The organism is Pantoea sp. X-Soil-ISGK-285, assembly GCF_059730815.1.
The window spans coordinates 603,726-622,953 of the sequence record NZ_AP035938.1 but is presented as its reverse complement, the minus strand read 5'-3'; the positions used below and the strand labels follow the sequence as shown (position 1 = coordinate 622,953).

Below are 19,228 nucleotides of genomic sequence, written 5' to 3'. Positions count from 1 at the left end.
AGGCTACGCGCTTTTTCCCGCCGGATAAAGGGGTCACCATAGGGTTCTTAATCACCGGGAGGAATCCGCTATGCCACTGCTGCAATTTGATGTTATCCAGGGTCGTTCAGAATCAGAGCTTCGTACACTGCTGGATGCGGCACACCGCGCCGTGCTCACGGCCTTTAAGGTACCGGAACGCGATCGTTACCAGATTGTTCAGGAAAACAAGCGCTATCAGATGGTGTTTCAGGATACCGGACTGGGGTTCAGCCGGAGCGATAATCTGGTGATGGTGCGGGTCTATACCAGCCCACGCAGCAGTGAACAGAAACAGCTGTTCATGGCCGAGCTGGCGCGTGAGCTGCGTGAACATTGTGGTGTGCAGGGCAACGATTTAATGATCAGCTTTATCACCAACGACAAAGGTGACTGGAGTTTTGCCGACGGCGAAGCACAATATCTCACCGGCAAACTCTGAAAATCGCCCTGACTTCTGTTCTGCTGACGGTGCGCGCCAGCCACCGTCACGCCTGATAACCTCACTTCTGAAATGACAATAAACCAATCTGCTCTTCACCGCACAAATCGGGCCGGATATGTTGCAGCCGGATTACAGCCAATATAGATTGTCGAAAAACCATCCCCCGAAGGTGGCCGGTTGCGTGAAGCCTCGCGTAGCCCTGAAGAGAGGATTTGCCGTTGTCCGAATTGGTGTCCGTCGCGTTGTTTCTGGCCGCTATTGCAATCTATTCCTGTAAAGCCGGGCGTAACAAATTCTGGTTTATTGTCGTTCTTATTCTGCTGGTGCTTTTCGTTGTGCTGAACGCCACCCTCTATGCCAGCAACTATTTTACCGGTGACGGCATCAACGATGCGGTGCTTTATACCCTGACCAACAGTCTGATCGGCGCGGGTATCAGTAAATATGTGGTGCCGGCGATTGGGCTGATCATCGTGCTGTTTCTGCTGTTCTGCCTGCTGTCGTGGATTCTGCGGCGGCGTAAGCGTCCGCATCACATGGGCTGGTCGCTGCTGGCCGCCGCCTGTGCACTCGGCTCGGTGCAGACCACCCCGGCCTTTCGCCAGGTCGCGACCCTGATTGTGTCGCATACCCAACTGGCAGATTCTGACTTCGACAACTTCTATAAAGTGCCGCGTAATCGCATTGAACAGCCGCACCTCAACGTGGTTTACATCTATGGTGAAAGCTTAGAGCGCACCTATTTTGACCCTATCGCCTTTCCCGGCTTAGCGCCGGAGCTGAGCCGGCAGAAAGAGCAGAGCATCGACTTCAGCGAAACCGAACAGCTGCCAGGTACCGATTACACCATTGCGGGCATGGTCGCCTCACAGTGTGGCATTCCGCTGTTTGCCCCATTTGATGGCAATGCGTCCGCGTCGCTCTCCAGTTTCTATCCACAGAACGTCTGTCTGGGCGACATCCTGAAGAACTCCGGCTACCAGAACTGGTTTATTCAGGGTGCCGATCTGCGTTTCGCCGGGAAAGATGTCTTCCTGAAATCACACGGTTTTGATCCCGCTAACCTTTATGGTTCGCAGGAGCTGAAAAGCCGCGTCGCCGATCCCACCTACCGTAATAACTGGGGTTATTACGACGATACGGTAATGGATGAGGTGTTTGAGAAGTATCAGGAACTCTCTCAGGCCGGTAAACCTTTTGCGCTGTTTACGCTGACCGTCGACACCCATCATCCTGACGGATTTATCTCACGCAGCTGCGATCGCAGGAGCTACAGCATTGAGGGCAAACCGAATCAGTCATTCAGTGCGGTCGCCTGCTCGCAGGAGCATGTGGCGCGCCTGATTGCGCGCATTAAAGCGTCGCCGTGGTTCAAAAACACCGTGATTGTGGTGAGCTCGGATCATCTGGCGATGAACAACACTGCGCATCCGTGGCTGGTTAAACAGCCTCGTCGCAATCTTTTCATGGTGATCCGTGGTGACAAGCCGCAGGCGGAGTTGATGGAGGCGAAGCGCAGCACGCTGGATAACGGCGCCACGCTGCTCGATATTCTCGGCGGCGATAACGCGATTGGCCTGGGCCGCAGCAGCCTCTCATCGCTTTCACTCTCCACCCAGTTCGACGATATGAAGAGTAAGGTGGCGAGCTGGAAGCCCGACATTATCCAGCTGTGGAACTTCCCGAAGAAGATAGACAACTTCACGGTGGATCAGGCGAAGAATATCTTCAGCTTCTCGGGAACCACCTTCAAATTGCCGATTCTGTTCCGCATCAGTGATAAGCATGTCGAGCCGATGCCGGAGGGGGAATATTCGGCACCGCTGCGCTATCAGCTGGCGGATTTCGCCTCAGCCGATAAATTCCTCTGGGTGGATCGCTGTTTTAAAATGGCGCGACTCTGGCAGCCTTCGCTGGCACTTTCCGGCGATCTCTGTGTGGCGATGGGACAGCTCGGCGGCACGCCGTCGGTGACGCATGTCGACAAACCGCAGTGGAAAGGCAAAGTCCGATTCCCCGAGGGCGCTATCAGCGATGCGCGTTACCAGCAGAACCTCGCGCAGATCCGTATTGAAGATAACAACATTCGCTACAGCGCCGATAGCTTCCGGCTCGACGTGCCTGGCGCGCCGGAGAGTGTTAAAAGCTTCAGCGGCATCTCACGGCCAGAGAGCTGGGGACGCTGGTCTAACGCTAATCTCGCGCCCGAGGTTCATATCGACTATATCGATGCGCTGCCCGCGAAGTTCGATCTGGTGATCACCGCGCGTGCGTATGGCCCCAATGCGCACCGGGCGATTCCGGTTCGGGTGGGCGATCAGCAGCAACTGCTGTCGCTGAGTGAAGAGATATCGACACATACCCTGCATTTTGATAACCCAGGCGCCAGCCATCGTCTGGTTATTGCACCGCCTGAACCGCAGCTGAGTAACACCGGCAATATCACCGGTCAGGATCCGCGCAAACTGGGCATCGGCATGGTTGAAATTAAAATCGTGCCACAGCCCTGACGCCCGCTTTTCTCTTTCCGACTCTGCGGATTTCCGCAGAGTCGCCTCATCCTGCCATCAGCTAAATGTTGCGAGACAGCCCGCACTCTGCTGCACGTTACTTGTTGTACTAATTGATATTTTTCGGCGAGACGCGCAAAATATAACCGGCTTAGTGGCGATACGTCTTTTGCCTGTCATGATGCCGTTATCGCTGAAGTGCACAGGGAGGTGTCGTGATGACAAGCACAATGATGAGTACCCACAAAGCCTTTAAAGCGCTGCAACAGGCAGGGATCGACGATCAGCAAGCGGAGGCGATGGTGGAGGTGTTTACTGATATGCAGCAGAGGCAGCCCGGCGGGCAGGTTGGAAAGCAACTCCGTCAGATTCAGACCAAAGCCAACCATATAGACATTCGGCTCGGGCAGCTTACAACCAAAGTCGATCAGATAGATGAGCGGCTTGGTCAGCTCACAACAAAAGTACATCAGATAGACGAGCGGCTTGGCCATGTTGAAAGAAAAACGGACAAACTGGCCATCCGTTTTAATCAGTTAGAAGCCAAGGTGGATAAGCTGGATGTCGCTCTCAGTGAAATGAATTTCCGATTAACTTCGGCTGTGGACAGCCTCAGAAATGACGTTGTTACCCTGACCACCGATATGCGCTGGATCAAACGGTTATCTATTCTCATGACCACCACCCTGCTGGCGGCGGTCCTGAAAGATATTTTAATGTGATCCCGTTATCACCCTGTCAGGGTCTGTCGCGCAGCGCCTCCAGCTTTTCGCGCTGCTGACCGTCGGCGGTAAAGTTCTCCTCCGCCAGCCAGCGCTTCAGGCCCTTTTTCACCTGCGGCCATTCGCTATCGATAAGCGAGAACCAGCTGGTGTCACGTGAACGTCCTTTGTAGACGATCGCCTGACGGAAATCGCCTTTATACCGAAAACCGAGACGTGCCGCCGCCTTACGGGAAGGGGCGTTACAGCTATCACATTTCCATTCATAACGGCGATAACCCAGCGTCTCAAAGGCGTAACGCATCAGCAGGAAATGCGCCTCCGTTGCCATGCGGGTCTGTTTCAGCCGGGCCGAAAACATGACATGCCCGACTTCCATTACGCCATGTTCAGGCTGAATGCGCATTAACGACAGGCTACCCACCGCCTGGTCGGTGGCGAGATCGATCACGGCAAAATGCAGCGGATCGCGGCTCACTTCAAGCTGTGCGGCATACGCCTGCCATGCCGGACGTTCGGTAAAGGGACCGGCAGGCAGGTAAGTCCAGTCACGCCCATCTTCAGCCAGCGCCCATGCCTCAAACAGTGCCTCAGCATGACGCGCCACACTGAACGGCTCCAGCCGACAAACTTCGCCAGTAAAAACCTGATGCTGGGGAAGAGGCCGGGGCTGCCAGTCTGGCATTGGCTCACCGACCGGCTGTCCGTACTGATTGGTATGTTGTGACATGTTGCCTCCTGGCTGCAGATTATCTCTGCAGATTGCCACGATCATAATTGATAAAAAAGGACCAAAACTGGCGAAAATGATAGACCCATTGCCTGCGAACGCATCAGCCAGGCGATATACCGGTTACCGGGCTGGCCGGGTTAACCCTATTATTTCCCACTGATGAGGCTGGCCGGTGCGGCAATGGACTGGCGAATCATCAGGCGGGCATCAAAGCGCGGCATCGGTCCGACGGCTTCGCCGCGTATCTCTGCGATCAGGCGTCGTGCCGCTTCACGGCCCATCTCATACACCGGTTGCGCCACCACCGTCAGCGGTGGCGTGACAATCTCACTCCACGGAAAATTGTCATACATCACGAATGAGAGATCGGCAGGGATTCGCAGTCCGCGCTGCGTCACTTCGCGCAGCAGCCACATCGCCACCACGCTGTCAGAAGCCACCAGCGCAGTAGGCGGCTGCGGACGCTGCCACAGCTCGGCCACGATACGGGCAATCTCCGCTTCGTCCAGCGCATTCACTTTCACCATCGTCGGATCAAATTCCACGCCCGCGGCAGCAAATGCCTGCATCATGCCGCCCACGCGCTGGGCGACCGGCGTCAGGCCAAAATCGCCTGGTGTGCTGTAGTCGGTTGCCAGTGCCATGCTGGTGATATAAGCGATGTGGCGATGGCCCGCTTCCAGTAACTGCGAGGTTGCTTCTGCAGCCACTTCGGTAAATTCGCAACAGATCGCCTCCACATCAAGGTCAGTTACTGCGCGATCAAATAATTTCAGCGCTCTGCCCTCTTCCAGTACCTGAGTCAGGTGACTGTTGTGACGGTGTTCTGAACAGCAGGGCGCAACGATGATGCCGTCGACCCGCTTTTCCAGCATCACCCGCACCGCATCCTGCTCAGCCTGCAACTTCTCATCGCTGTTACTGAGCAGCAGATGGTAACCGGCAGTGCGCGCCACATCCGCCATGCCGCGCAGCGCAAGACCGAAATGGGGATTCTCAATGTCGCCGACAATCACACCAATGGTATTGGAACGTCCGGTGTTCATACTGCGGGCCAGAGCATTCAGACGGTAGCCCAGCGCGGAGGCCGCGCTGTTGACCCGCTCCTGCACCTCATCACTGACCGCCCCATAGCCACCCAGCGCACGCGCCGCCTGGGCTTTGGATACTTTTGCTGCGCGCGCCACATCCGCCACGGTGGGCGCTTTAGATTGTCGTTTCTGGCTGGTCATAATTATTTTGAATCACAGGTTGATGACAGGAATATTGACGCCGAAAAAAGGCTGTGCTTAAACTCATTGTAACCCCTTGAGACCGGTCTCACAACATCAGTGCCTTAAGGTGTCACCTGTGTTGAGACCGGTCTCAATAATAATCGCTGGCTCAACAGTCTCTGATGTTTAAACCTGCAAAAACGGATGAGCTATGAAATCGCAAACCACCCTGGGCAAACTGCTCGGCACCACGCTCGCACTCTGTTCACTGTCGTTCTGTACGCTGGCTGCCAGTGATAACAATCCCTATGGGCTGATCGAACCGGGTCAGCTACGCATCGCCAGCGTCGGCGACTCAAAACCTTACACCTTCACGGATGCCAGCGGTCAGTTCACCGGCTTTGACGTCGAATTCTTCAAAGATGTCGCCCATCGTATCGGGATCGATAAGGTCGATTTTATTGGACAGGACTTCTCGGCCATCATGCCGGCGGTGGCCAACGGTCAGTATGACGCGGCGGTAGCGGCTATCGGCATCACCCCTGCGCGTGAAAAGACGGTGGATTTTTCAACCGGCTATCTGGCGGGATTTCTCACCGTGCTGACCCGCCACGACAGCGGCGTGAAGAATGTCGCCAGCCTGGCAAAACACCGGCTCGGGGTGGTTCAGGGTACGCTGCAGGAGAGCTATGCCGTCGAACACTTCACCCAGACCGATCTCGTGCGCTTCCCGGATAACAACAGCGCAGTCTCTGCGCTCAATAACGGTACGCTCGACGCAATCTTCCTCGACTACGAGGCGGCAAAAAGCTACGCCGACCGCTTTAAGCTGGTCTCTGCTGCCGACATCCCCTCGTTTGATGCACCGGCCGGCATTGCCATTGCCAAAGGCAAACCCGCCTTCAAGGCCGCGCTGGACAGTGCCATCAAAGCAGCCATGCAGGATGGCACCTGGCAACGGCTCTATCAGAAGTGGTTCCCCGGATCGCCGATGCCAAAACAGTATCTGCCTGGCGGGCAGTAAAGATGCGGACGTTCGCGTCCTGAGTTAACCGGGGGATCCCCCACCCTGCATGGAGACGGCGATGGACTTGCTCACGATTCTTTCCCGCACCTTCTTTGATTTTCCATCAATGATGGAAGTACTGCCGCAGATGCTGACCACCGGGCTGGTCAATACAGTGATTATCTCGCTGGCGGCAACGCTGCTCGGCACGCTATTCGGCCTTCTGCTGGCGCTGATGGGCATCTCGCCCTCACGCTGGCTGCGTCTGCCTGCCCGGCTCTATACCGATCTGTTCCGCGGTCTGCCATCGATTCTGACCATTCTGCTGATTGGTCAGGGCCTGGCGCGCTTCAGCTATCAGCTGTTCGGTCCTACGCCCTATCCGCTGGGGATCTTCGCCCTTAGCCTGATCGCCAGCGCCTACATGGGCGAGATTTTCCGCGCCGGTATTCAGAGTGTTGAACGCGGCCAGATGGAAGCCTGCCGGGCGCTGGGGATGAGTTATGGCCGGGCAATGCGACTGGTGGTGATCCCGCAGGGGATCCGCCGCGTACTGCCCGCCATCGTTAACCAGTTCATCGCCATCATTAAAGATTCCTCGCTGGTTTACCTGCTGGGCCTGATGACACAACAACGGGAACTGTTTCGCGTGGGCCAGGACGCGGCGGTGCTCACCGGCAACCTCTCGCCCCTGATGCTGGCAGGGCTGTTCTATCTGATTATCACTGTGCCGCTGACGCACATGGTCAACTATGTCGATGTGCGTTATCGCACCGGCCGACGTCGCCTGACTGCCCCGCAAAGTGGCTTAAAAGAGGTGGAGGAAGTCAGAGCGCCCGGCGGCGCACTGGTCACTCATCCCCGGATCGGAGGCAACCATGAATAACCTGAACAGCACCACTGCCGCGAGCTGGCACGGTGCCAGCCTGGAGCTGCGCGATCTGACTCTGGCTTATGGCCCGATTGAGGTGTTGCGTAACGTCTCGCTGCGGGTCGCGCCCGGCAGCACCACCTGCATTATCGGGCCATCCGGTTCGGGTAAGTCGACGCTGCTGCGCGGCATCAACCGGCTGCATGAACCGCAATCGGGGGATGTACTTCTGGCTGATCGGTCAGTGTTGCGCGACAAGCCAGATGCGCTGCGGTTACGGATCGGCATGGTGTTTCAGCATTTCAATCTCTTCCCCGATCACAGCGCGCTGGAGAACGTGGCGCTGGCACCGTGGCGGGTTAAAGGCCTGCCCAAAGCGCAGGCGATGGCGATTGCGCGTCAGCGGCTGGAAGAAGTGGGTCTGGGTCAGCGCGCCGATCACTGGCCACGCGATCTCTCCGGCGGCCAGCAGCAGCGTGTCGCGATTGCCCGCGCGCTGGCGATGGATCCCGAGGTCATGCTGTTTGATGAGGCGACCTCTGCGCTCGATCCCGAACTGGTGAAAGGTGTCCTGACGCTGATGGCGGATCTCTGTCGTCGCGGCATGACGATGGTTGTGGTGACACATGAAATGGGCTTTGCGCGCAAAGTGGCGGATCAGGTGGTGTTTATGGACGAAGGCGAGATTGTTGAAGCCGGGCCGCCGGGCGCCATTTTTGATACGCCACAGTCGCCGCGACTGCAACGTTTTCTCTCTGAAGTGCTGTAACTGAGCAAGGAACCTGATAATGGCGGTAAAAACTGAAATGAAAGTAGTTGTACTGGGCGGTGGCGTAATAGGTGTCTCGACGGCGCTGGAGCTGACAAAACGGGGAGCGGCGGTGACGCTGGTGACCGAAGCCGCGCTCTGTTCTGGCGCATCGGGACGTTCACTCTCCTGGCTCAACTCGGCGGGTGAACGCTCCCGCCCCTATCACGCGCTGCGCATGGCGGGCATTGATCGCTATCGCACCCTGTTTGCTCAACAACCTACCCTCGACTGGCTGCGTTTTGATGGCGGGGTCTGCTGGTTCAGCAATGATGCAGCCGGAACGCAGGCGCGGCACGCCTATGAGAAAGCACACGGCTACGACTCACAACTCATGACACCTGATAACGTGGCGCAGGCGGATGCGACGATCGATCCTGACGCGCTGCCGTCGCAGGCGATATTTAACCCCGGTGAAGGCTGGGTCAGTCTGCCGCACCTGTCAGAGTATCTGGTGAATCAGTTCCGGGTGCGGGGTGGTGAAGTGATTGAACACGCCGGTAAAGCCAGTGTGATCACAGTGAATGGCCGGGCCTGCGGCATTCGCAGTGAGCTGGGTGAACTACAGGCAGATGCGGTGGTGGTCGCCTGCGGGCCCTGGACACCGGATGTGATTGCGCCACTGGGCGTGACGATTCCCAACGGATCGCCCGTCTCCATGCTGGTGATCACTGAGCCGGGCAAACATGAACTCAAGGCGGTGCTGAACACGCCTCGCGCCGCCATCCGGCCAAACCCCGGCAACCGTTACGCCCTGGATCATGACTGGTACGAGGCTGATATCCAGAAGCTGGCCGGAGGCGATTACCATATTGATAAGCAGGTTGTAGCAAAGCTGGCCGAGGAAGCGAGTCAGTTGTTACGGGGTGACGAGCCGCTCAGCGTCCAGAGCTGGAAAATTGGCCTGAAGCCGATTCCGGGCGATGGCGATCCGGTACTGGGGCAACTGCAGAAGGTGCCGGGCTGTTATGTGGCGTTCACGCATTCGGGTGCAACCCTGGCGCTGATTGTCGGTGAATTGCTGGCGGAGGAGATTGTAAGCGGTGAAAAGCATCCGATGCTGGCAAGCTTTGGTGCTGAGCGTTTCAGCTAAAAAAAGCCGGTCATCACGACCGGCTGATTTTTACCGCTTATTTTAACCGCGGAAGAAGATATCGCCCGATTTACCCATGACGATTTTACCGGTGTCATTGGTAATAAGAATGTAATTGGCGTTGATATAGGCCCAGTGGGTATTTTCCTGCGGAGCAGGCAGATTACGCTTTTGCCACTCATTGATGGTGTACGTTTTATCGGTGTACTTCTCTGGAACTGTGTCACCGATTTGGTACTGTTTGTAGTCGATGATGATGGTGCTGAGGTCGTAATTAGGGTGCGCGCCGTTGGAAGGTGCCGGCGTGGTCGGCGTAATACCATCATTAGATTGTGAGCTGGTCGGCGCCTGGCTTTGCGCGGCACCGGCATCCGGCTGAACGCTGCCCGTATCAGGCGTAGCGGGCTGCGCATCCGGATTAGCAGGCTGAATCTGCGGCGGTGGCGGAACGGTATCCGTTGCTTCGCCAGCGGCTTGTACAGCGGGGATCAGGCTCAGCGAGCCAACCAGTAATCCCATTGATAAAAGTACACGTTGAGTCCTGCGCATAATGATTTCCACGTTGAATTTTGACAGTCAGGCTAAAGACAATGTTTATCGCACTTCAGTTCCGGCGCACTGACGCTATGTGTAAGGAAAAACAGCGCTATTCACTTTACTGCACACAGGCCAGGTAGCGGATCACTGTCCGACCACTTTATCCTGAGTTGCCAGATCGACCAACAACGCAATGCCTAAATAGTTACTCCAGTTAAAGCCGTTCTGCAGCACCACAATCGCATTGCCGTTACGTTTATCGTAGCCGATAAAACTGGCATAGCCGCCGATATAGCCCACCTGATAGGTAATCTGCTGCTCTTCGAAAGTGTCGGTCACCCAGGCGATATTCTGCGCCTGCGCGCCCTGCTGATACCACGCCTGATCTACCGCCGCGAAAGCCCGGTCCCGCGCAGCATCACCGGTAGCGCTGAGATGTGCGCGCAAATAAGCACTCAGATCGCGCGCGTTACTGTAGAGACTGGCCGCGGCCACCATGTTGCCGTGAAAATGCCAGTCAGGCGTCAGCGTGCCGCGGCGAATAAATTTCGGCTGATCGCCTGCATGGCCCAGCGCACGCAGCGGATAGCCCGCCAGCGTTTCCGGTACAAAACTGCTTTGGTTCATCTTTAACGGTGTGAAGATAAGCTGTGATGCCAGCGTCTGAATATCCTGATGACAACGCGTGCGCAGGATATAACCGAGCAGCGCATAGCCGAGGTTAGAGTAGTGTGGCATGCGTACCGCAGGTGCAGAGAAGTCCGCCAGATAACTCAGCAGCTTGTCGCTATCAAGATTGCCATAGAAGTTCTCGCCGGTGTCCAGATAACGAACGAACTGCTGCAGCATCGTCAGATCCATATCCTGTCGCGGCAGACCCGAGGTGTGCGTCACCAGCTGCAGCAGCGTGATGCGCCGCGCGTCAGCGCTGAGGCGAACGCCTTCCGGCAGAAGATCCGCCAGTGTATCGCTCCAGCGCAGCTTACCCTGATCAACCAGCTGGATAATCACTTCTGCCGTCACGCCTTTACTCAGCGATCCCAGCGCAAACAGGGTATCGGGCGTGATCGGATAGCGATGCACACGATCGGTGACGCCAAAAGCGTAATAGCGGGTCGGGCCACCGCGATGAATGACCGCAATGCTGATGCCGGGAACCTGCTTCTGTTGCATGTAATGCTGCACGATGTCGTCGACATTTTCATGAAAGGTGGCGTGTGTCAGATAAACGCGGTCGCCCACCGGGGCGGAGGTTTGCGACAGGGTTCCACATCCCGCCAGCAGGAAGATAAAGGCTGGCATGAATCGCGTCATTAATCTGCTGATCCACTGGCCACCAGGGGTCAGCCGTGCAAGGGAGACTGCAACAGCCGGCCTGCCAGTAAATCCATTTTTCATATATTAATCATTTACTTATTATTATTTAACACGTAACTGTCTGGCTGGAGCGCAAAAATGTACCATAAAGTGCTGTGGGCTATCGCCTGCACAACGGGGTGAAAGTGGTGCTAAACGCGGTTTAATCACCGCAGCTCGCCCGAACAGGGTTAGCTGTGTTGCAGTCCACAAGGGTGTACACTGCTGCGGTTTTAAGGCTCAACGCCGCTGAAATTTTGAAATGCCCGGGAGGCAACCGCATGAAAGAAGGCCCACTGTCCGAAAAAGAGCTGCAATGGCTGGAAGATATGCTGGAAAAATATGGCAGCGAAGCATCGATTATTGATGTCTCCGAGCTCGACGGCCTGCTGACTGCCGTTCTCTCCGGTCCCGTCACCGTCGAGCCAAGCCAGTGGCTGGTGGCACTGTGGGGTGGCGAGAAGCAGATCCCAAAATGGAGCAACGAGCGTGAAATGACGCGCTTTATGTCGCTTTGCTTCCAGCATATGAATGATGTGGCTGACCGCTTATCTGAATTCCCTGAGCAGTTCGAACCGCTGTTTGGCATCCGTGAAATGGAAGGTCTGGAATTTACCGTGGTGGAAGAGTGGTGCTTCGGCTACATGCGCGGTGTCGCGCTGACCGACTGGACTGCCCTGCCGCAGGACCTGCAACCCGCGCTGGACGCCATCGCTCTGCACGGCGTGGAAGAGAATCTTGAAAAGATCGATGCCATGACGCCGGACGAGATGGAAGCCAGCATTGAAGCTATTCGTCCTGCTGCGCTGGCGCTGCACGATCACTGGATCTCCCAGCCAGAAGCGATTCCCGTTCCCCAGAAGCCTGTCGCGGCAGAGAAGCTGCCCGGCCGCAACGATCCCTGCCCGTGCGGCAGCGGCAAAAAATATAAGCAGTGCTGTCTGCACTGATCGGCTGCTTAGCCTCACGATCTGCCGGGCGGCGATTCAGTCCGGCATGCTTCTCTCACGATCCACGACAGTTTGACCTGCATCACTCTACCCACTCCCTTACCTGAATAGACTGCTCACGACTTGAACAGCTTCGTGCTTATCGCTAAGGTAAGCGCGATTTTACCCGCCAGGAATAAACATGATCACCATCGCGCTTATTGACGATCACCTTATCGTCCGCTCCGGCTTTGCCCAGTTGCTGGGCCTGGAATCGGATTTCCAGGTCGTAGCGGAATTTGGTTCTGGCCGTGAGGCGCTGGCAGGTTTACCGGGCCGGGGCGTTCAGGTCTGTATCTGCGATATTTCGATGCCGGATCTCTCCGGGCTGGAGTTGCTGAGCAAGCTGCCGACGGGCCTGGCCACCATCATGCTGTCAGTCCATGACAGTCCGGCCCTGGTGGAGCAGGCGCTTAATGCCGGTGCGCGCGGATTCCTCTCTAAACGCTGTCGTCCCGATGAGCTGATCGCGGCGGTGCGCACCGTCTCCACAGGCGGTTGTTATCTGACACCAGAGATTGCGATCAAGCTGGCCGCCGGTCGGCAGGACCCGCTGACCCGACGCGAACGTCAGGTGGCGGAAAAACTGTCACAGGGCATGGCGGTAAAGGAAATTGCCGTTGAGCTGGCGCTTTCACCGAAAACCGTACATGTCCATCGCGCGAATCTGATGGAGAAGCTCGGCGTCAGCAATGATGTGGAGCTGGCGCGCCGCATGTTTGATGGCTGGCAATGAGCCCCTGTGTTTCGCGGCTGATCTCCGTTGTCGCCAGCTTTTTCATCTTCTCGGCGGCCTGGTTCTGCCTGTGGAGTATCAGCCTGCACCTGGTGGAACGCCCGGAGCTGGCGGTGCTGCTATTCCCGTTTGGCCTGCGTCTGGGGCTGATGCTGCAATGTCCACGCGCTTACTGGCCGGTGTTGCTGGCAGCTGAGTGGATCATGCTGATCTGGCTGGCGAAGGTGGTCGCGCTGGCGCATCTGCCGCTGTTAATGGCAGGCAGTGTACTGACGCTGCTGCCGGTGGCGCTGATCTCCCATTACCGCCATCAGCGTGACTGGCGCACGCTGCTGAGCCAGGGCGCGGCTCTGATCGCCGCAGCGCTGCTGCAATCCCTGGCGTGGGCGGGACAGCAGGAGATGCTGAACGCCCTGCTGCTGACGCTCACCGGTGGTCTGACGCTGGCCCCGACCTGCCTGGTCATCTGGCACTACCTCACCAGCACCCGCTGGCAGCCGCTGGGACCGGCGCTGGTCTCGCAACCGGTCAACTGGCGCGCCCGGCATCTTATCTGGTATCTGCTGCTGTTTGTCATCAGTCTGTGGTTGCAGCTTGGCCTGCCCGCTGAACTGTCGCGCTTTACGCCATTCTGTCTGGCGCTGCCGATTATTGCGCTGGCCTGGCACTACGGCTGGCAGGGTGCACTGATCGCGACGCTGATGAACGCTATCGCGCTGATCGCCAGCCAGACCTGGCACGATCATCCGGTCGATCTCCTGCTTTCGCTACTGGCACAAAGCCTGACCGGCCTGCTGCTGGGTGCCGGTATCCAGCGGCTGCGCGAGCTGAATCAGTCGCTGCAGAGTGAGCTGGCGCGCAACCGGCGCCTGGCGGAACGGCTGGTCGAGACAGAAGAGAATGTGCGCCAGGAGGTGGCACGCGAACTGCACGATGATATCGGTCAGACGATTACGGCAATCCGCACCCAGGCGGGCATTGTGCAGCGCCTTGCGCCGGATAATGGCCGGGTGATCCAGAGCGGCGTCCATATTGAGCAGCTCTCACTGGGTGTCTACGATTCAGTGCGGCGACTGCTGGGACGTCTGCGACCCCGCCAGCTAGATGACCTGTCACTTGAACAGGCAGTTCGCTCTCTGATGCGTGAGATGGAGCTGGAGGATTGTGGCATCGTCAGTCACCTTGAGTGGCGTATTGATGAGACGCTGCTGAGCGAAGCGCAGCGCGTCACGCTGTTTCGCGTCTGTCAGGAGGGGCTGAACAACATTGTGAAACACGCCAGCGCCAGCGCCGTGACGCTCAAAGGCTGGCAACAGGATGGTCGCGTTTTGCTGGTGATTGAAGATGATGGCTGCGGTCTGCCGCCAGGTTCCGGTCAGCAGAGCTTTGGTCTGGTCGGGATGCGCGAACGCGTGAGTGCGCTGGGCGGATCGCTGACTATCTCCTGCACCCATGGAACCCGCGTCAGCGTGCATCTGCCGCTGCGTATGGCCTGAGGAACCACCGTGTTTAACTTTCTGAAAACGCCCGCTAACGCCGCTCCGCTGCAGGACAAAAGTGAGATTGACACCCGCTATCGCTACTGGCGACGGCACATCATGTCGACCATCTGGATCGGCTATGCCCTGTTCTACTTTACCCGCAAAAGCTTCAATGCGGCAGCGCCGGAAGTGATCGCCAGCGGCGTGATGATGCGCACCGATATCGGCCTGCTGGCGACGCTATTTTACATCACCTACGGCCTGTCGAAGTTCTTCTCCGGCATCGTCAGTGACCGCTCCAACGCCCGTTACTTTATGGGGCTGGGGCTGATCGCTACCGGCGTGGTCAATATCCTGTTTGGCTTCTCGACCTCACTGTGGGCCTTTGCGCTGCTGTGGACCATCAACGCCTTTTTCCAGGGCTGGGGCGCGCCGGTCTGCGCGCGCCTGCTGACCAGCTGGTATTCACGTAACGAGCGCGGCGGCTGGTGGGCATTATGGAACACCGCGCACAACGTTGGCGGTGCGGTTATCCCGATCGTTATCGGTGCAGTGGCGCTGCACTATGGCTGGCGAATCGGGATGATGATTGCGGGCAGTTTAGCGATCCTCGCCGGACTGTTTCTCTGCTGGCGTCTGCGCGACCGGCCTCAGACTGTCGGCCTGCCCGCGGTAGGCGACTGGCGACAGGATGAGATGGAGATGGCGCAGCAGCAGGAAGGCGCAGGTCTGAGTCGCAAAGCGATCCTGACCCGCTACGTGCTATTCAACCCCTACATCTGGCTGCTGTCACTCTGTTACGTGCTGGTCTATGTGGTTCGCGCAGCGCTTAATGACTGGGGAAATCTCTACATCTCCGACACGCTGGGGGTAGATCTGGTCACGGCCAACTCGGTAGTCACCCTGTTTGAGCTGGGCGGTGTGATAGGCGCACTGGTCGCGGGCTGGGGCTCGGACAAGCTGTTTAACGGCAACCGTGGCCCGATGAACCTGATTTTTGCAGCCGGGATTTTGCTTTCCGTCGGCTCACTGTGGCTGATGCCCTTTACCAGTTACGTGATGCAGGCAGCCTGCTTTTTTACTACCGGTTTCTTTGTCTTCGGCCCGCAGATGCTGATTGGTATGGCGGCAGCCGAATGTTCCCATAAAGATGCGGCAGGCGCGGCAACCGGCTTCGTCGGTCTTTTCGCCTATCTTGGCGCGTCACTCTCCGGCTGGCCGCTGGCGTGGGTTATCGACGTCTGGCACTGGAGCGGCTTCTTTGCGGTGATTGCCACGGCGGCGGGGATATCCGCCCTGCTGCTGCTGCCGTTTTTAAATGCTCAGGCACCGCGCCCCCTGCCTGAAGCGTGATACGCCTCTCCTTTTTGCCCCGAGTGGGGCAAAACTAAGAAATTTTCCTGGTTTCGCCTGGATGCTGTCTCAGGCCAGTCTGGCGGCAGGTTTTTACAATGCCAGCCATTCGCTGCCCATTGCAGCTATTCCAACCAGGAGAATCCCCTTCCATGCTGGCATTCCTCAAACAGGTGCGCAGACCGACGCTGGATCTGCCCATCGAACTGCGGCGCAAGATGTGGTTCAAGCCGTTTATGCAGTCCTATCTGGTGGTCTTTATCGGCTACCTGACCATGTATCTGATCCGCAAAAACTTCAATATCGCGCAGAACGATATGATCACCACCTACGGACTGAGCATGACGCAGCTGGGGATGATCGGTCTGGGCTTCTCCATCACCTATGGCGTCGGGAAAACCCTGGTCTCCTATTATGCTGACGGCAAAAACACCAAGCAGTTCCTGCCGTTTATGCTGATCCTCTCGGCCATCTGTATGCTGGGTTTCAGCGCCAGCATGGGCACCGGTTCCGTCAGTTTGTTCCTGATGATCGCCTTCTATGCCTTAAGCGGATTCTTCCAGAGTACCGGCGGCTCCTGTAGCTACTCCACCATCACTAAGTGGACGCCGCGCCGCAAACGAGGTACTTATCTTGGCATGTGGAATATCTCCCACAACCTCGGCGGTGCCGGTGCGGCAGGCGTTGCGCTGTTTGGCGCCAATGTGCTGTTCAACGGCCACGTAATTGGGATGTTTATCTTCCCCTCTATTATCGCGCTGATTGTTGGTTTTATCGGCCTGCGCTACGGCAGCGACTCTCCGGAATCTTATGGCCTGGGCAAGGCCGAAGAGTTGTTTGACGAAGAGCTGAGCGATGAGGACAAAGAAGCTGAAGATGAGTCGATGACCAAATGGCAGATCTTTGTTGAGTACGTACTGAAGAACAAGGTGATCTGGCTGCTCTGCTTCGCCAACATCTTCCTCTATGTGGTGCGCATCGGGATCGATCAGTGGTCAACGGTTTACGCCTTCCAGGAGCTGAAGCTCTCTAAAGAGGTGGCGATTCAGGGGTTTACCCTGTTTGAAGTCGGCGCACTGGTGGGCACGCTGATGTGGGGCTGGTTATCCGATCTGGCCAATGGCCGCCGTGCGCTGGTCGCCTGCGTCGCGTTAGCGCTTATTATTGCCACGCTCGGGATCTATCAGCATGCCAGCAACCAGTATGTTTATCTGGCGTCGCTGTTCGCTCTGGGCTTCCTGGTCTTTGGCCCACAACTGTTAATCGGCGTCGCCGCAGTCGGCTTTGTACCGAAAAAAGCGATTGGCGCAGCGGATGGTATCAAAGGCACCTTCGCCTATCTGATTGGTGACAGCTTCGCCAAACTGGGCCTGGGCATGATTGCCGACGGCACGCCGATATTTGGCCTGACCGGCTGGGCAGGCACCTTTGCCGCACTGGATGCCGCTGCTATCGCCTGTATCTGCCTGATGGCGCTGGTTGCCGTGATGGAAGAGCGTAAGATTCGCCGCGAGAAACGGCTACAGCGTTTAAAGATGGCGTAAAGATAGAATCAGGCCCGGCGTAAGCCGGGCTTTCCCGCCAGGTTCCGCCCTCAGCCATTGATGTAGCCCCACCAATCGGATCACTGCCAGTCAGCCCGCCAAACCCTCCCATCCCCTTTCACTTATTCTTTCACCTCGTCCCCGATTATTTAAGAAATTCACTGTCAGGTGGTCAGCCTGACCACTTAGTTGTGGCCATGTTTTAATATTTACATGGCATAGTGCCTTTGCTTAGATGATAACTGACAAGGCGAATAACGGATTAAGCGGAACCTGATGATGATGAAGGCGCTGACTGAACGGCAACTGACGATTATGCGACAGCTTATTTCTCATAACAGTTATGTGAGCCTGCACGCTATTTCAGAAAAAACGTCTATAACAACCAGAACTCTACGCCGCGATATTGCCGACATTAACGAAAAACTTTCTGACCAGGGAATCAATCTCAGCGGAAAAAGTGGGAGAGGGATCACAATTAAATTCGCTGACGCGCAGTCGGAAATAGCCGCGCGCCGGATTTTCTCAACCGAGGTGGATGATTTCAGCAGTAACTTCAGGATGCTGAAAATAGCGTCGGATTTATTAATGCTGTCACCAAAAAGTTCATCCATCAGCGAACTGGCGGATAAATATTTTATCAGCCGCGCCTCGATAGTGAATGATTTAAAAACATTAGAAGCATGGTTACATCAGTTTGATTTAACCTTGTTAAAAAGCCGCGTCGGAACCAGCATAAAAGGCAGTGACCATAATATTCGCATGGCGATGAAAGCGCTGGTGTTAAAATCGATTTATAACCGTCAGGACATGATGGAAAGCCGTCTGGATGAAAGCACGCTGCAGGAGCTTTCAGAGAAGTTTGGTCAGCAGGCTGTCCATTTTACCCTGCAATTAATTAATTTTATTGAACAGCAACTGCAATATACGATAAGCGATCCTTACTACATCAATTTATTTACGCATATTCTGGTGCTGATCCACCGCAGTCACTCGCCGATGCACAGGACCGACGCCCGCGCGGTGTCGATGAACCGGGTCAGCGAACATCACGCCTGGCAGGTGTCACTGGCGGTGATAGAACGTATTGAGACCGCTTACAACACGGTACTGGTGGCCGAGGAGTCTCACTCCATCTATCAGTATCTGGTCTCCTCCGGTAAGGCGGGTGGTGAGTCACCACAGCACGATGACTCGCTGATTTCGGAACGTGAAACCCGCTTTGCTGAGGCGCTGATCGCCCGGGTGGCGCAGCGCATCAACATTGAAATCACCACCGACCAGAACCTGCAGGCGTCATTGTCCTCGCATATCAAGCCGATGCTGAACCGCCTCAGATATCACATCCGGATTAAAAATCCGCTGCTGCATGATATTCAGACCGAACTGGGCACGGTGTTCGCCGCCGTGAAAGCGGTGATCAGCCAGCTGACGCAGGAGTACAGCCTGGATGAGATCAGTGATGACGAAGTGGCTTATCTGACGGTGCACATTCAGGCGGCCATCGAAAACAGCATCAAGGTAAAACGGGTATTACTGGTCTGCTCCAGCGGTCTGGGCACCTCGCAGCTGCTTTACGGACGGATTATCCGCGCCTTTCCCGACTGGAAAATTATCGACATCGTGCCAGGGAAAAATATCGCTGACTCCCTGAAACGACATGAGTGTGACGTGGTGATTTCCACCATCCGGCTGGAACCACTGGAAAAACCGGTGGTGTATGTCTCTGCCCTGTTCTCGGCGAAAGATATCGCACGGGTAACAGAATGTCTGGTATCGAATTCGATTAATTAATGATAATGGAGAAGCAAA

17 protein-coding genes and 1 pseudogene are annotated in these 19,228 nt (G+C 56.5%); 14 read left to right on the top strand and 4 right to left on the bottom strand.

Annotated elements, in window-relative coordinates:
* Window positions 1-70 precede the first annotated feature (70 nt).
* From AC6I8B_RS02835 to AC6I8B_RS02825, 3 genes are all read left to right on the top strand, one after another.
* Window positions 71-460 carry a tautomerase family protein gene (locus AC6I8B_RS02835; protein WP_010251498.1) on the top strand — a complete coding sequence of 130 codons (390 nt, stop codon included), beginning with the start codon at window positions 71-73 and terminating at the stop codon, window positions 458-460.
* A gap of 221 nt (window positions 461-681) precedes the next feature.
* Entirely contained in the window at window positions 682-2,973 is a 2,292-nt protein-coding gene (gene opgB / locus AC6I8B_RS02830) for a phosphatidylglycerol--membrane-oligosaccharide glycerophosphotransferase (RefSeq protein WP_497817584.1), read from the top strand.
* A 218-nt stretch (window positions 2,974-3,191) separates the two neighbouring features.
* Window positions 3,192-3,695, top strand: a complete 504-nt coding sequence (locus AC6I8B_RS02825) for a hypothetical protein (protein ID WP_497817583.1) — start codon at window positions 3,192-3,194, stop codon at window positions 3,693-3,695.
* 16 nt (window positions 3,696-3,711) lie between these two features.
* Here the strand turns inward: AC6I8B_RS02825 and AC6I8B_RS02820 are convergent, their stop codons facing one another.
* Both AC6I8B_RS02820 and AC6I8B_RS02815 read right to left on the bottom strand, forming a co-directional pair.
* Entirely contained in the window at window positions 3,712-4,425 is a 714-nt protein-coding gene (locus AC6I8B_RS02820) for a GNAT family N-acetyltransferase (RefSeq protein WP_497817582.1), read from the bottom strand.
* 149 nt (window positions 4,426-4,574) lie between these two features.
* Window positions 4,575-5,660 carry a LacI family DNA-binding transcriptional regulator gene (locus tag AC6I8B_RS02815; RefSeq protein ID WP_061703604.1) on the bottom strand — a complete coding sequence of 362 codons (1,086 nt, stop codon included), beginning with the start codon at window positions 5,658-5,660 and terminating at the stop codon, window positions 4,575-4,577.
* Window positions 5,661-5,853: 193 nt separating this feature from the next.
* Here AC6I8B_RS02815 and AC6I8B_RS02810 point away from each other — a divergent pair, with 193 nt between their 5' ends.
* The 4 genes from AC6I8B_RS02810 (at window position 5,854) to AC6I8B_RS02795 (ending at window position 9,420) form a co-directional block, all read left to right on the top strand.
* Window positions 5,854-6,666: an ABC transporter substrate-binding protein gene (locus AC6I8B_RS02810; RefSeq protein ID WP_031593265.1), complete on the top strand. Its 813-nt coding sequence runs from the start codon at window positions 5,854-5,856 to the stop codon at window positions 6,664-6,666.
* Between the two features lie 61 nt (window positions 6,667-6,727).
* On the top strand, window positions 6,728-7,534 hold the full coding sequence (locus tag AC6I8B_RS02805) for an amino acid ABC transporter permease (protein WP_010671730.1): 807 nt from the start codon (window positions 6,728-6,730) through the stop codon (window positions 7,532-7,534).
* Window positions 7,527-8,288: an amino acid ABC transporter ATP-binding protein gene (locus AC6I8B_RS02800; RefSeq protein ID WP_157353447.1), complete on the top strand. Its 762-nt coding sequence runs from the start codon at window positions 7,527-7,529 to the stop codon at window positions 8,286-8,288. The genes AC6I8B_RS02805 and AC6I8B_RS02800 overlap by 8 nt, the downstream gene beginning before the upstream one ends.
* A 19-nt stretch (window positions 8,289-8,307) precedes the next feature.
* Entirely contained in the window at window positions 8,308-9,420 is a 1,113-nt protein-coding gene (locus AC6I8B_RS02795; protein ID WP_157353448.1) for an NAD(P)/FAD-dependent oxidoreductase, read from the top strand.
* A gap of 42 nt (window positions 9,421-9,462) precedes the next feature.
* On the opposite strand, the gene AC6I8B_RS02790 is transcribed toward AC6I8B_RS02795, so the two are convergent.
* Window positions 9,463-9,969, bottom strand: a complete 507-nt coding sequence (locus tag AC6I8B_RS02790) for an RcnB family protein (protein ID WP_022625353.1) — start codon at window positions 9,967-9,969, stop codon at window positions 9,463-9,465.
* Between the two features lie 132 nt (window positions 9,970-10,101).
* Window positions 10,102-11,355, bottom strand: coding sequence for a serine hydrolase domain-containing protein (locus tag AC6I8B_RS02785; RefSeq protein ID WP_061703602.1), 1,254 nt, complete (start codon window positions 11,353-11,355; stop codon window positions 10,102-10,104).
* A 239-nt stretch (window positions 11,356-11,594) separates the two neighbouring features.
* Between AC6I8B_RS02785 and AC6I8B_RS02780 the strand changes: the two genes are divergently transcribed.
* The 7 genes and pseudogenes from AC6I8B_RS02780 to AC6I8B_RS02750 all read left to right on the top strand — a co-directional run bounded on the left by AC6I8B_RS02780 (window position 11,595) and on the right by AC6I8B_RS02750 (window position 19,210).
* Window positions 11,595-12,263 (top strand): YecA/YgfB family protein, encoded by a 669-nt coding sequence (locus AC6I8B_RS02780; protein WP_010671734.1) that lies wholly within the window; start codon window positions 11,595-11,597, stop codon window positions 12,261-12,263.
* A gap of 181 nt (window positions 12,264-12,444) precedes the next feature.
* Window positions 12,445-13,038, top strand: a complete 594-nt coding sequence (uhpA, locus tag AC6I8B_RS02775; protein ID WP_010251517.1) for a response regulator transcription factor UhpA — start codon at window positions 12,445-12,447, stop codon at window positions 13,036-13,038.
* Complete coding sequence (gene uhpB, locus AC6I8B_RS02770) at window positions 13,035-14,534, top strand: signal transduction histidine-protein kinase/phosphatase UhpB (RefSeq protein WP_497816140.1); 1,500 nt, start codon at window positions 13,035-13,037, stop codon at window positions 14,532-14,534. Before uhpA ends, uhpB begins: the two co-directional genes overlap by 4 nt.
* Window positions 14,535-14,543: 9 nt before the next feature.
* On the top strand, window positions 14,544-15,872 hold the full coding sequence (locus AC6I8B_RS02765) for an MFS transporter (RefSeq protein WP_033787439.1): 1,329 nt from the start codon (window positions 14,544-14,546) through the stop codon (window positions 15,870-15,872).
* A 152-nt stretch (window positions 15,873-16,024) separates the two neighbouring features.
* Window positions 16,025-17,416 carry a hexose-6-phosphate:phosphate antiporter UhpT gene (gene uhpT / locus AC6I8B_RS02760; RefSeq protein ID WP_010251526.1) on the top strand — a complete coding sequence of 464 codons (1,392 nt, stop codon included), beginning with the start codon at window positions 16,025-16,027 and terminating at the stop codon, window positions 17,414-17,416.
* A 276-nt stretch (window positions 17,417-17,692) separates the two neighbouring features.
* Window positions 17,693-17,830: pseudogene (locus AC6I8B_RS02755) on the top strand (HTH domain-containing protein); the annotation flags it as partial.
* A gap of 174 nt (window positions 17,831-18,004) precedes the next feature.
* On the top strand, window positions 18,005-19,210 hold the full coding sequence (locus AC6I8B_RS02750; protein WP_320513883.1) for a BglG family transcription antiterminator: 1,206 nt from the start codon (window positions 18,005-18,007) through the stop codon (window positions 19,208-19,210).
* Window positions 19,211-19,228 lie beyond the last annotated feature (18 nt).